The organism is Kitasatospora sp. NPDC022785 (genome assembly GCF_055561295.1).
The window spans coordinates 58,484-71,660 of the sequence record NZ_JBVHHB010000026.1; the positions used below are offsets into that span (position 1 = coordinate 58,484).

At 73.6% G+C, this 13,177-nt stretch carries 10 protein-coding genes and 1 pseudogene; 4 read left to right on the forward strand and 7 right to left on the reverse strand.

Going from position 1 to position 13,177, the window contains the following annotated elements:
• Window positions 1-151: 151 nt before the first annotated feature.
• Entirely contained in the window at window positions 152-703 is a 552-nt protein-coding gene (locus tag ACZ3YO_RS31515) for a hypothetical protein (protein WP_465576156.1), read from the forward strand.
• A gap of 22 nt (window positions 704-725) precedes the next feature.
• Here the strand turns inward: ACZ3YO_RS31515 and ACZ3YO_RS31520 are convergent.
• Window positions 726-1,172, reverse strand: a pseudogene (locus tag ACZ3YO_RS31520) (VOC family protein); the annotation flags it as partial.
• A 269-nt stretch (window positions 1,173-1,441) separates the two neighbouring features.
• Here ACZ3YO_RS31520 and ACZ3YO_RS31525 point away from each other — a divergent pair.
• Complete coding sequence (locus ACZ3YO_RS31525) at window positions 1,442-1,987, forward strand: Lrp/AsnC family transcriptional regulator (protein ID WP_465576159.1); 546 nt, start codon at window positions 1,442-1,444, stop codon at window positions 1,985-1,987.
• A 69-nt stretch (window positions 1,988-2,056) separates the two neighbouring features.
• On the opposite strand, the gene ACZ3YO_RS31530 is transcribed toward ACZ3YO_RS31525, so the two are convergent.
• The 3 genes from ACZ3YO_RS31530 to ACZ3YO_RS31540 all read right to left on the reverse strand — a co-directional run bounded on the left by ACZ3YO_RS31530 (window position 2,057) and on the right by ACZ3YO_RS31540 (window position 5,991).
• Window positions 2,057-2,863, reverse strand: coding sequence for a S16 family serine protease (locus tag ACZ3YO_RS31530; RefSeq protein WP_465576161.1), 807 nt, complete (start codon window positions 2,861-2,863; stop codon window positions 2,057-2,059).
• Between the two features lie 24 nt (window positions 2,864-2,887).
• Window positions 2,888-3,538, reverse strand: coding sequence for an IclR family transcriptional regulator (locus ACZ3YO_RS31535; RefSeq protein WP_380316659.1), 651 nt, complete (start codon window positions 3,536-3,538; stop codon window positions 2,888-2,890).
• A 620-nt stretch (window positions 3,539-4,158) separates the two neighbouring features.
• Complete coding sequence (locus ACZ3YO_RS31540; protein ID WP_405363714.1) at window positions 4,159-5,991, reverse strand: DEAD/DEAH box helicase; 1,833 nt, start codon at window positions 5,989-5,991, stop codon at window positions 4,159-4,161.
• 333 nt (window positions 5,992-6,324) lie between these two features.
• Between ACZ3YO_RS31540 and ACZ3YO_RS31545 the strand changes: the two genes are divergently transcribed.
• Window positions 6,325-6,822 (forward strand): SsgA family sporulation/cell division regulator, encoded by a 498-nt coding sequence (locus ACZ3YO_RS31545; protein ID WP_465576164.1) that lies wholly within the window; start codon window positions 6,325-6,327, stop codon window positions 6,820-6,822.
• Between the two features lie 128 nt (window positions 6,823-6,950).
• Here the strand turns inward: ACZ3YO_RS31545 and ACZ3YO_RS31550 are convergent, their stop codons facing one another.
• The 3 genes from ACZ3YO_RS31550 to ACZ3YO_RS31560 are packed head-to-tail and all read right to left on the reverse strand — an operon-like array spanning window position 6,951 to window position 11,451.
• Entirely contained in the window at window positions 6,951-9,488 is a 2,538-nt protein-coding gene (locus tag ACZ3YO_RS31550) for a rhomboid family intramembrane serine protease (protein ID WP_465576166.1), read from the reverse strand.
• A complete protein-coding gene (locus ACZ3YO_RS31555; RefSeq protein ID WP_465576169.1) occupies window positions 9,485-10,810 on the reverse strand; it encodes an alpha/beta hydrolase in 1,326 nt (441 codons plus the stop codon). Before ACZ3YO_RS31555 ends, ACZ3YO_RS31550 begins: the two co-directional genes overlap by 4 nt.
• Window positions 10,807-11,451: a class F sortase gene (locus tag ACZ3YO_RS31560; RefSeq protein ID WP_465576171.1), complete on the reverse strand. Its 645-nt coding sequence runs from the start codon at window positions 11,449-11,451 to the stop codon at window positions 10,807-10,809. The genes ACZ3YO_RS31555 and ACZ3YO_RS31560 overlap by 4 nt, the downstream gene beginning before the upstream one ends.
• 418 nt (window positions 11,452-11,869) lie before the next feature.
• Between ACZ3YO_RS31560 and ACZ3YO_RS31565 the strand changes: the two genes are divergently transcribed.
• Window positions 11,870-13,177 (forward strand): polysaccharide deacetylase family protein, encoded by a 1,308-nt coding sequence (locus tag ACZ3YO_RS31565; RefSeq protein WP_465576173.1) that lies wholly within the window; start codon window positions 11,870-11,872, stop codon window positions 13,175-13,177.

A 13,177-nucleotide genomic window follows, 5' to 3' on the forward strand; every position in this document is an offset into this window, starting at 1 on the left:
GTCCGGACCGGCGACGCGACCGGCCGCGGGAGAGGTGCCGGGGCCGGGCCGGGGCCGTTCCGGTGCGACCCTCGCGGTTTGTGCAACTTCCCTGCTGAATAGCAGGGGTGCCCACCTGCGGTGCCCCGGAATGCGGCAGGATGTGCGGACGATGCGGAACGGACTGGTACAGCTCGGCGCCTGGGCGGCGGCCACCGGGGCGGCGGTGGCGCTGTCCTGGTTCGGCGTGCACGCGGTGCTGACCGGCGCCGCGTTCGAGCAGCCGACGGCGCTGCCGCTGCCGTCCCCGGCGTCCACCGGGGCACGGACGCCGTCGCCCACCACGACGGCCGAGGCAAAGCCCGCACCCCAGTCGGAGCCACCCGCCTCTCCGGCCTCCCCGACGTCCGCCCCGGCCTCGACGGCCGCCTCGCACAGCGCGGCCCCGCCCGCCAGTGCCCCGCCGTCCTCGCGCCGGCCCTCGCCGACCGCCACCACCACGTCCTCCGTGAGCAGCTACCCGGTGCCGGGCGGCCGGGTGGCGCTGGACCTCAAGGCGGACAGCGCCTCGTTGGTCTCCGCCACGCCGGACCCGGGCTGGCAGATGCAGGTCTGGAACGGTCCGCAGTGGCTGCGGGTGGACTTCACCAAGGGCGACCAGGCCAACTCGGTCTTCGTCGCCTGGAACGGTCACCCGCCGACCGTGGAGACCGCCGTCCGGTGACCGGCTACCACCCCGCGAACGGCACGTACCCGGGGAGGTAGGGGCCGCGGTAGCGGGAGCGGTCGACCAGGGTGTGCCGGGTGCCGCCGGGTACCCCGATCGCGGCGAGCACCACCGTCCCGTGCCGGTCCTGCAGCTCGTAGGGCTCGGCGAGCGAGCCGGCGCCGCGGTCCACGGCGTAGTCGTACGCGTAGTAGACGTCGGGCACGGCCACCGCGAGGTCGACCACCCCGTCGCCGTGCCGGGCCAGGTGTCCGGCCAGCTCCCGGCCGCGCGGCCCGATCACCTGGACCAGCGAGGTGATCACGAACCTGGTCCCGGGCGCGTGCAGGACGTAGGAGGCGGTCTCCGGCTCGCCGGTCTCGGGGCCGGCGTAGGCGGTACAGCGCAGCCCGAGCGCGGTGGCGTAGCGGCGGGCCGCCCGCGCGGCGTCGCCGACCGCGAAGACCACCGCGTCGGCGCGCCCCATCGGGACGAGGTCGGGTTCCTCCCGGCCCGCGGTGAGCAGCACGGGTTCGGCGGCGGTGTCGGTCATGACGGCCCTCCCGGTAGGCGTACGAGACCACGGTCTGTCCCCGTGGGCCGGTGTGGGGCCCGGCTCACGGCGTTGTGGCTGGAGGGTGGCGCCGCGCCGACCGCCGCGCAACTGTTCCGTTTCCTCCTGGTCAAGGTGTGCGCCGGGGCGGGAGAATCGGCCGCACCGCTGTACAGAATGCCCACCGGAGGACGGAGCCCGCGATGCCCCCCGCCCACTCCCCCAGTGACCCCGACTCCCCTGCCGGGCAGGCGACTTCCGCCCCGGCGGGCGGCAGCAACGACGCGATCGACGTGCTGGACGGCCGGCTGATCCGGCTGCTCGCCGAGGAGCCGCGGATCGGGGTGCTGGAGTGTTCGCGCCGCCTCCAGGTGGCGCGGGGCACCGTGCAGGCCCGGCTGGACCGGCTCCAGTCCAAGGGGGTGATCGGCGGTTTCGGGCCGGAGGTGGACCCGGCGGCGCTGGGCTACCCGGTGACGGCCTTCGCCACGCTGGAGATCTCCCAGGGGCAGGGCTCCGACGTGCGAGCGCACCTGGCGGCGGTGCCGGAGGTGCTGGAGCTGCACACGATCACCGGGCGCGGGGACATGATGGTGCGGATCGTCGCCCGGTCCAATGCCGATCTCCAGCGGGTGATCGACCGGGTGGTCGGCTTCGACGGGATCGTCCGGTCCTCGACGGCGATCGCCCTGGAGAATCCGGTGCCGTACCGGATCCTGCCGCTGGTGGACCAGGCCGCCGCCGAATAGCCCCTCCGAACAGCCCCGGCCGCACCGGCAGGGCGCACCTGCCGATGCCGCACCCACCGCGCCGACGGCTCAGCAGCCGGGGACGGCACCGCCGGTGCGCAGTGCGTCCAGCGCGGAGACCGCCTCGCCCAGCGTGCCCACCGGGACCAGCCGCAGCCCCTGGGGCGTGTTCACCTTGGCGTCCGCGCACTCGTCCTTGGGCAGCAGGAACACCGTCGCCCCGTCGCGGGCGGCGGCCTGGGTCTTCAGCGGCACGCCGCCGACCGCGCCGACCACGCCCTGGTCGTCGATGGTGCCGGTGCCCGCGACCTTCAGCCCGCCGGTGAGGTCGCCGCCCTTGCCGTCGCCGGCGAGCTTGTCCACGATGCCCAGTGCCAGCATCTGGCCGGCGCTCGGGCCACCGATGTCGCCGAGGTCGACCTTCACCTTGACCTGGGCCGGCGAGAGGTGGAGGTAGGAGAGCGCGGCCGTGGTGGCACTGTCCTGCGATTCCGCCATCTGCTGGGCGGTCACCTCCTCCGCCTTGGCGGGGTCACCCTGCGGGTAGACCGTCTCGGTCGGCCGGATCGCCTCGTCCTGGTCGAACCAGGCCCGCAGCGAGCGCCAGAAGGTGGTCCGCTCGCCCGGGTTGGTCGCCGAGATGGTGACCATCCGCAGCTGGCCGTCGGTGGTCCGTACCGGCGCACCGGTGATGGTGATCACCGGCTTGTCCTGGTAGGTGCCGAGGGTGTCCGCGGTCACACCCGGCCACGTCAGCGTGTACGGCAGCGGGACGAAGGCGGCCACGCCGAACAGCGCGGCGATCAGCACCCCGCAGAGCGTCAGCGCGCGGGTCCGCGGCGAGGTCAGGGCCTTGGGCAGCTTGGAGTCGGACACAGAGGCATCCAAACACACCGGGGCCTACCGCAAGGCGTCGGCGACCTCCGTCGCGGCTTCCACCACCCGGGGACCGACCCGCTCGGGGACCAGCCCGTTCAGCATCACCACGCCGACACTGCCCTCGATCCCGCTCAGCCCGACCAGCGCGGCGGCCGCGCCGCACGCCCCGGACTGCTCCTCCGCGCGGGTGATGACGAAGCCCTGCTCCGGACGGCGCTGGCTGGGGAAGCCCCGCGCCTCCAGGATCGCCCGCCCGGCGGCGCTCTCGCCCAGCGGGTGGCGCAGCCCGGTCCGGTAGGCGACGTGGAAGTCGGTCCAGCTGGGCTCGACCACGGCGACGGCCAGGGCCTCGTTGCCGTCCACCAGGGTGAGGTGGGCGGTGGCGCCGAGGTCCTCGGCCAGGCTGCGCAGGGCCGGCAGCGCCGCCTCGCGCAGCAGCGGGTGCACCCGGTGGGCCAGCCGCAGCACGCCGAGGCCGACCCGGGCCCGGCCGCCGATGTCCCGGCGGACCAGCCCGTGCTGTTCCAGGGTGGCCAGCAGCCGGTAGACGACGGTCCGGTTGACGGCGAGCCGGGCCGCCAGCTCGGTGACGGTCAGCCCGCGCTCCGAGTCGGCGAGGAGCTTGAGGACCCGGACGCCACGGTCCAAGGTCTGGGAGGTCTCTGCAGTCACGACGCGCAATTCCTTTCCGCGGCGGGTCGCCGGAACGGCGGCGCCGGTCCGGGACTCAAGGTGTCGCACGCAGGCGGGTGGCCGCGCTCGGGCCGCGGTGTGTCGTCCTTGACGTCCTGGCGGTCCTGCGGCGCCCGTCTCGCGGGGGGTTTCCCGGCGGGAGAGCGTGTGGGAAAGGTAGTGAAGGAATTGTCGCGGCGGAAGTGCTTGTCCAAAATTCGGGCATGATCATTTTCGCCCGGCGTGCCAGATACGGGCAAATGCCCACAATTCACCAGTGGGGACCGGGCGCAGGTCCGAGCACATTCCGAAGTCCGGACAGCCGGGCCCGGAGGGGCGCCGCCCGTCCGGGCGGCGGTTCGGAGCAGGGTGCGCAGGACCGGCCGGGCCGGTGCCGGCGGGGCCCCGCGGTGCGCGGGCGGCCGGCACCGCGAAGCCGGCCGGCCGGGGAGGCGGGCACCGCGAAGCCGCCCGGGCCGGAGCCGGGGCGGCGTGCCGCGGACGGCGTGCGCAGGATCAGCCGGGCGGCAGACGGCCCCGGGGGTCCGTGCGGTCGTCGCCGGCGAGGAAGAGGATCCCGTCGACCAGGACCGGAGGCCGGATGGCCACCTGGCGGACCGTTACTTCGCCCATTCCCGAATGCGGTCGATCCGCGCCTTCAGCTGATTGACGGTCGCCTGCGCGGTGAGCGGGCCACCGCACTGGCGGCGCAGCTCGTTGTGGATGGTGCCGTGCGGCTGGCTGGTCCGGTGGTGCCAGGCCGCCACCAGCGCGTTCAACTCCTTGCGCAGCTCGCGCAGTTCCTGGTGGGTGACGACCGGTCGCTGCTCGGCCGGCAGCTCCAGCAGGTCGGCCTCCTCGGCCGGCTTGGCCTTGCTGCGCTGGATCTGCCGGTGCTGGCGCTTCTGCAGCAGCATCTGCACCTGGTCCGGCTCCAGCAGGCCCGGGATGCCGAGGTAGTCCTCCTCCTCCTCGCTGCCCGGGTGCGCCTGCATGCCGAACTCCATGGCGTTGTACAGCACCCGGTCGAAGACCGCGTCGGAGCCGATCGCCTCGTAGGAGAACTCGTCGCCGCCGGCGCCGTCCGGCCCGTCGTTGGCCCGCTCGGCCTCGGCGAGCAGCCGGTCCTCCTCGTCGAAGAGCCCCTCGCCCTCCTTCTTCGGCCGGTCCAGCACGTGGTCGCGCTGAAGCTCCATCTCGTTGGCGAAGCCCAGCAGCGTCGGGATGGTCGGCAGGAAGACGGAGGCCGTCTCGCCGCGCTTGCGGGCGCGCACGAAACGCCCGACGGCCTGGGCGAAGAACAGCGGGGTGGAGATCGAGGTGGCGTACACGCCGACGGCCAGGCGGGGCACGTCGACGCCCTCGGACACCATCCGGACGGCGACCATCCAGCGCGAGTCGCCCGCCGCGAAGTCGGAGATCCGCTTGGAGGCCTCCGCCTCGTCGGAGAGCACCACGGTGGCCTTCTCGCCGCTGATCTCGCGCAGCATCTTGGCGTAGGAGCGGGCCGTGTTCTGGTCGGTGGCGATCACCAGGCCGCCGGCGTCCGGGATCGCCTTGCGGACCTCGCTCAGCCGGCGGTCGGCGGCCTGCAGCACGCTGGGGATCCACTCGCCCTGCGGGGCCAGCGCGGTGCGCCAGGCCTGGGCGATCAGGTCCTTGGTCATCGGCTCGCCGAGCCGCGCCTCCAGCTCGTCGCCGGACTTGGTGCGCCAGCGCATGTTGCCGCTGTAGGAGAGGAAGATCACCGGGCGGACGACGTGGTCGGCGAGCGCGTGCCCGTAGCCGTAGGTGTAGTCGGCGACCGACTTGCGGATGCCGTCGCCGCCCGCCTCGTACTGGACGAACGGGATCGGGTTGGTGTCCGAGCGGAACGGCGTACCGGTCAGTGCCAGCCGGCGGGAGGCCGGCTCGAAGGCCTCGAAGCAGGCCTCGCCCCAGGACTTGGAGTCACCGGCGTGGTGGATCTCGTCCATGATGACCAGCGTCTTGCGGGCCTCGGTGCGATTGCGGTGCAGCATCGGGTTCACGCCGACGCCCGCGTAGGTGACCACGATGCCGTGGTACTCCCGGGAGAGCGGTCCGGAGGAGTAGGCCGGATCCAGCTTGATGCCTATCCGGGCGGCGGCCTCGGCCCACTGCTTCTTCAGGTGCTCGGTCGGCGCGACCACGGTGATCTGCTGCACCAGGTGGTTGTGGAGCAGATAGGAGGCCAGGGTCAGCGCGAAGGTGGTCTTGCCTGCGCCCGGGGTCGCGACCGCGAGGAAGTCGCGCGGCTGGCTCTCGATGTACTTGTCCAGCGCCCCCTGCTGCCAGGCCCGCAGCTTGCCGGCGGTACCCCAGGGGGCCCGGCCGGGGAAGGCCGGCGACAGGTGGTGCGAAGAGGTGGACGACGCATGGCCGCCGGCCCGGACGGGCGCGTGCGGCTCCTGCGCGTCGGAGAAGAGCGGCATCGAGGAGGCGGCGGCAGTACTCACGGTCTCCGAGGGGGGATCATCGCAGGTCAGAGGCGGTTTGGCAGCCCTGACCCACGGTCGGGGGGCAATCGGACAACCCGCCCAGCCTACCCGGCCCGGCGCCGTTCGGGCGGCCAGGCCGGGCCCGCGCGCGGCCCGCGCGGCCGGAAACGGATGTGACGCGGGTCACGACGATCGACGGGGAAAAGCGGGTAATCGCAGCCGCCCCCGCCGACTCTCACCAAGGTGAGGCCGCCCCGTCCTCCACAGCCGTCACCGCGGCCTCACGCCACCGAGAAGGCCCCACACCACCGAGAAAGGCGCCGCGCCGTGCACACCGTCGTCGAAGAGAACGTCCAGGCCCGTCTGATCCTCTCCACCCACCGCTCCGCCCGGCTGCGGGTCGGCCTGTCCTACCGCCCGGAGGACCCGCTCGCCGTCCGGATGGCCTTCCCGGCCGAGTTCTCGCTGGACGAGCCGGCCGACCGGCCCGGCCAGGACACCGGCCAGGACACCGGCCAGGACGCCGGCACGGACGGCGACTCGGACGGCGACTCGGACGGCGGCCAGGACATCGTCTGGGTCTTCGCCCGCCAGCTGCTCTCGGCCGGCCTGGAGCTGCCCGCCGGCGTCGGCGACGTCCACATCCGGCCCGCGGCCGGCCGGCGCACCATGGTCGAGCTGCGCGCGCCCGAGGGCACCGCACTGCTTCGATTCGACAGCGCCGACGTCCGCCGCTTCCTCTGGCGCAGCCGGCTGGTCGTCCCCGAAGGCGAGGAGCACCTGCACCTGGACGCCGACCGGGCCCTGGCCGAGCTCCTCGGCTAGGGCGGGTCCCGCCCGGAGGCCCGACGTCCGGGAGCGTCCCGGTGCCCCGCCCCTGCCCGCAGTCGGGCCGGGGGCACCTCCCGGCCGAAGGCCGGGCGGAGAAGCGGCGGCCGCCCGGCCCGGACGGGTCAGGAGGAGAGCCGACGCATCAGCCGGACGCCCTGGGCCGCCGTCAGGTGCGGCAGGTACGCCTTGCCGATCGCCCGGGTGATGCTGGGCAGCGCCGCCGGGTCCGGGTACGCCATGAACAGCGGCCGGTACTCCGGCTGGAACTTCGCCTTGAACGCGAGCAGCGAGCGGAACCCGTACACCGGCTCCAGCACCCGGCCCATCCAGTCCAGCATCCGCTCCAGGCCGGTGGGCGCCGCGTCCTTTCCGGAGCGGGCCAGCGGTGCGCCGGAGAGCGAGAGGAAGCGCGCGCCCTCCTCCTTGAAGCCCAGTGCGGCCGAGGCGATCAGGAACTCCGTCACCCCGCGGAAGCCGTCCGAGCGCCGGCGCATGAAGTCCAGCGTCCAGCCGACCGGCGACCCGTTCTCGTACACCGGCATCCAGCTGGTCAGCCCGTGCACGGTGCCGTCGGCGTCCACGGCGATCAGCAGCCGGACCGCCGGGTCGTCCAGCTCCTCCAGACCGCCGAGGGTGAAGCCCATCTCGGGCAGGCCCTTCTCCGAGACCCACTCCTCCGAGATCGACCGGATCTGGTCCCGCAGCGCGAGCGGCGCGTCGTGGTAGGACCACCACTCGGCGGTGATGCCCTGCTTGCCGGCCTTGTTGAGGGCGGTGCGGATGTCCTGCCACTTGCGGCCGGTGAAGGCCAGCTCGGGCAGGGCGACCACGGTGTCCTCCGCGACCTGCAGCGAGCGCCAGCCGAGCTGTCCGGCGGCGGCCCTGGTCGCCGGGGTGACGCTGTAGAAGCACGGCGTCCAGCCGCGCGCGTCGCAGTAGCGGGCGAAGCCGGCCACCGCCCGGCGGCGGGCCTCCGGTTCGCCGAACGGGTCGCCGGTGGTCAGCGCCACGGTGGAGAGCACCCGGTAGGCGACGCCCGCCCGGCCCTCCTCGTCGAACCAGTAGTGGTTGCCGTCCCAGGTGGTGACGAAGGAGAGCGTGCCACCGCCGTACGCGGTGAGCAGCGCCCGGGCACGGGCCGCGTCCGCGGCGTCCGCGTGCACCACCGGCCGCCGGAAGGTCACCAGCAGCGCGGCCAGCGCGACCACCCAGAAGGTCAGGCCGCAGTACGTCTCCAGCAGCCGGGCCCCCCGGCCGACGGCTATCGGGTAGTCGGGCAGCAGGTCGTTGTAGGCGGGCGGCAGGAACTGCGCCGGCAGCCCGGAGACCAGCCCGCGGAAGGTCGCGCCGGGCTCGAACTGCCCCGCCAGCAGGAGGCCGAGGCCCGCGTACGCGGCGGAGGCGGCCAGCATCGCACCGCCGAGCAGGGCGGCGAGCCGGCCGAGCACCGCGCGCGGCAGCCGCAGGCCGAACCGCTGCCGGGTGGCCAGCAGCAGGCCGCTGGTGAGCAGCGGCAGCAGCAGCGCCTCGACGAAGTACTGCACGACGTCGCCGGAGCCCGTCCCCGTCTCGGTGTACAGCCAGACCAGCAGCGCCGCCCAGAGGAGCTCGGTGGCGACGGTGATCCGCCAGGCGAGCCGCAGGCCGCGCCGCAGCCCCTCGGCGAGGACCAGCAACAGGGCCGGGAAGAGCGCGGCCATCAGCCGGGCCGGGGTGTCGAAGATCCGCTCGACGGCGTGCGCACGGGCGCAGTCGTGGGCGGAGAGCGCGCAGAAGTCGGCCACCTCGTCCGGGGTGAGCCGGTGGGAGAAGTAGAGCTCGGAGAAGGTGTTGAACGGCCCGGCGGCGTTGTCGTACAGCGAGGCGATCAGCGGCCCGAGGGCGGCGGCCACCAGGCAGAGCGCGACCAGCACCCGGGCCTCGGTGTGCGAGGAGCGGTGCCGGCGCAGCTGCCACCGGCCCCGGGCCAGCATCGCGCCGGCGCCGAGGCCGAGCAGCGCGCCGGCGAACCGCTGGACGCTCTGCAGGTGGCCGACGTACAGCGTCATCACCAGCGGGACGAGCACCACCAGCAGGTGCAGCCGGCGCCGCCAGAGCACGGTGAGCCGGAATCCGAGCACCCCGGCCAGCGCGAACAGGCCGGTGGCCGGGCCGATGGCGGTCTGCCCGGAGACGGCGGTGGTCCACGGCTCGCCGGTGCGCGAGCCGGCGGCGACCACCGCGGTGCCGAGCAGGGTGCCCACCAGCTGGCCGGCGACGAGCACGCCGGCCGTCCGCAGCTGCCCGAGCCGGTTCTCGGCGGCCGGGCCGACGAGGAGCAGCAACAGGCTGGTGAAGACGTACGAGGTGGGGCTGGGGCACCAGAACAGCGAGGTGAACGGGGTCCACCAGCGCCCCTCGGTGAGCGTGGGCAGGCCGACGCCGACCTGGGCCAGCAGCCCCCGGGAGGGGCCGTGGGCCAGGCTGCCGGTGGCGCCGGCGACCGCCCAGAGGACGGCGAGCAGCGTGAGGGTCAGCGGCGCGGCGCGCAGCCGGGCGGCCGGCCCGGCGGGGGCCCGCCGGCCGGGCTGCGGGCCCGGTTCCGGGGCGGCCTCCGGCACCGGGGCGGCGGGGCCGATCCGCTGGGCGGGCAGCGCTGGGGCCGTTCCGAGGCGTATCACGGGGTCAGCCCGGTCTGCTGGGCCAGCCACGGCAGTTGGTCGATGATTCCGGGCCGGAAGATCACCCAGCCGTGTCCGCCCGGCATCAGGTCGAACTTGGCCTTCATACCCGCCGCCAGTACCGCCTGGTAGACCTTCTCCTGCTGCCCGCGGAACTGCTCGTCGGTGCGTCCGACGACGATCGCGCCGGCGGTGTCCGGGAACTGCTTGCGGGCCATGACGTGCAGGGGGTCGACGGCCTCGAACGCCGCGTTGTCCCCGCCGAAGGCGGCGTCGACGGTCTCCGCCCGGGTGCCCAGCGTGGGCTCGTCCTGGCCGGACATGTCGAGGAAGGAGCCGTAGACCTCGGGGGCGTTGACCGCGAGCTGGAGGGCGCAGGTGCCGCCCATGGAGGCGCCTCCGATCGACCAGGAGCCCCGGCCCTTGGCGGCCTGGAGGTGCTGGTGCACCCAGTCCGGGACGTCCTGCGCCAGGTAGGTCTGGACCTTGGCGATCTTCGAGTCGAAGCAGAGCGTGTTGGCCCAGGTGGAGCCCAGCTGGTCGGGCATCACCACGATCGGCGCCAGGCCCTCGTGTGCGGCGGCGAAGGTGTCCAGCGCCTCGTTCACCTGGGCGGTGTTCACCCAGTCCTCGGGCACGCCGGGCTGGCCGCCCAGCAGGACCACCACGGGCAGCAGCGGCCGGGGCGAGGCCTGGTAGGCGGGCGGGAGGTAGACGTAGGCGTCGCGGGCCTTGAAGCCCGACTTGGCCCCGGGGATCGGTGTCCGGGAGACGGTGCCCTTGTCCGGCAGCCCGGGCGGGGCGTGCCAGACCTCGGACAGCGGCTTTCCGGGCGGCGCCTCCACGGTGTCGGCCTTCTTGCTGGTGGTCAGCTCCTGCGTCTTGTTGAGCCAGGGCGCGAGCATGACCCGGCCGCTGGGGTACTGGTCGAAGCCGCGGTTGACCTGCGAGGAGGACATCAGCAGGACCAGCACCGCGCCGCCGACGGCCAGCAGCTTGCCCCGGCGGGGCAGCCTCGGCGCCCGGAATCCGGCCAGGCAGCCGGCGAGCAGCGCGACGGCCGTCCACCACCGGACGTACCGCGGCAGCCCCTCCGGGAAGGGGTGCCACCAGCCGTCGACGACGGCGTCCAGCAGCAGGCTGAGTGCGGCGGCGGCGAGCAGCGCGGCGGGCAGCCGGCGGCTCCACCAGGCGCGGCCGCGGGCCAGCACCAGCAGGAGCAGGGCTCCCCAGCCGGCGGCGAGCACGGCGTACGGGATCGGGCCGTGCGTCAGCGGCCAGTCGATCGGGTTCCAGCGGACGGCGAGCGAGACGGGCGTCATATCTTCTTTCCCGGCCGGGTGGTGTCGGCCAGGAAGCCGTAGGCGACCACGTTTCCCTGGTAGCCGCGTTCCTCGCTGTACCCGCCGCCGCAGGTGATCACCCGGAGCTGGGCATCGGCGGCCTGGCGGTACACCCGGTCGTCCGGGAAGTCCTTTCGGTCGTGCACTTCGATGGCGTAGAGCTGGTAGACGGCGGTGGCGCCGTCCTCGCGGGCGATCTCGATCCGGTCGCCGCGGTGCAGCGCCCCCAGATGGTAGAAGACGGCGGGCCCGGTCCGGTTGTCGACGTGCCCGGCGATGATCGCGGTGCCGCGCTGCCCGGGGGTGGCGCCGCCGCGGTACCAGCCGGCGAGGTTCCGGTCGGCCTCCGGGGGTGTCTGGAGGTGGCCCTCGCCGTCCAGGCCGAGGCCGGTGACGGGGGCGTCGAGCTTGACGGCGGGGATCCGGATCCGGGTGGGGGCGGAGGGGCCGAGCGGTGGGACGACGGAGACCGGGGCGAAGCCGGAGAGGGCCTGGCCGGCGGTCGGGGCCGGGGGCAGTTCGAGGTGACCGCCCTGGTTGAGCAGCCATGCCCCCAGGACGAGCGCGGCGCCGACCGCCAGGGTGCCCGGCCACGGGCTCCTGTTCTGCTGGGCGCCCACCCGGCGCTCCCCTCTGCTGACGACGTACTGGTTCCTGGGAGTTCCCTGGGAACCCATTCAACCGGACCGGACCTTAAGACACATCAATACGATGGTCGTACTGACACCCCCCGATTGGCAGGGCCGGGGGCGCGAGGCGTGCTCCGAGTAGGCCGTCGACCACCCAGAGAGAGCATCGGTCACCGCGGCGACCACCTGGCTCCACCCGCATGGACATCGACAACCTCAGCCGCCAGTCCGGTTGCATCAATCGGGCGATCACTTCCGACCGTCCGTGGTGCATCGCCGACCGATCGCGACCGCATGCCATGCTGACCCCGCTCAAGGTCTATCACCGCATTTGTCTGACCGGACGTGCGACCGCCCCCCTCCTCCAGGCTGTCACGCTCCGTCCGCACGCTTCACGAACGGAGTGACCATGGACGCTCTCTCCCGCCGCACCCTACTGGCCGCCGGTGCCGCGACCGCAGCCACCCTCGCGGCCGGCTGCGGCGGAACCGGCGGGCCGGGAGGCGCGCACGCGGGCACCCCGGTGCCGGTGCCGGCCAGCCCGGCGGCGGAGCAGGCGGCACCCGCATCCGAGGCCCCCAAGCCCCCCGCCACCCTGATCGGCGACGGCTCCACCTCGGACACCGGCCCGCAACCGGGCCAGCCCACCGCCGAACCGCTGAAGCTCGGCGAGCGGCCGCCGCAGTTCGTGGTCTTCTCCTGGGACGGCGCCGGCGAACTGGACAACGGCCTCTTCCGCCGGTTCCGCAAGCTCGCGCGGGAGCACAACGCGTCGATGACCTTCTTCCTGAGCGGCCTCTACCTGCTGCCCGAGTCCAAGAAGGACCTCTACCGCCCGCCGCAGCACAAGGTCGGCGCCTCCGACATCGGCTACCTGAGCGACCAGCACATCCACGACACGCTGGAGAACCTGCACGCGGCCTGGATGGAGGGGCACGAGATCGGCACCCACTTCAACGGGCACTTCTGCGGCGCCACCGGCGTCGGCCAGTGGTCGCCGGAGGAGTGGGACAGCGAGATCCAGCAGGCGATGGACTTCGTCATGAACTGGAGGACCAACACCGGCTTCACCGACCTGCCCGCGCTGCCCTTCGACTACCGCAAGGAGCTGATCGGCAGCCGCACCCCCTGCCTGGAGGGCCAGCGCAACCTGCTGCCGACCGCCGCCCGGCGCGGCTGGAGGTACGACAGCAGCGGCAACGGCACCCAGATCTGGCCGCAGAAGATCCAGGGCGGCGCGCTCTGGGATCTCCCGCTGCAGTCCATCCCCTTCCCCGGGCACACCTTCCAGGTGCTGTCGATGGACTACAACATCATGTTCAACCAGTCCGGCAGCAACACCAAGGCGGACCCCTCGCTGCACGCGGCGTACCAGACGCAGGCCCGGGACTCCTACCTGATGGGCTTCGAGCGGGCCTACACCACCAACCGGGCGCCGTACGTCATCGGCAACCACTTCGAGCAGTGGAACGGCGGCATCTACATGAACGCCGTCGAGGACGCGCTCAGGGCCATCGCCGGCCGGCCCGACGTCCGGCTGGTCTCCTTCCGCCAGCTGGTGGACTGGCTGGAGGCGCAGGATCCGGCGGTGCTGCGCAAGCTCCAGAGCCTCGCCCCCGGCCAGGCCCCGGCCGGCGGCTGGGAGACCTTCCTCGGCTCCCCCGCCCCGGCGAGTGCCCCCGCCGCCGCGGCCTCCCCCGTCGCCGGGGGCAAGTGA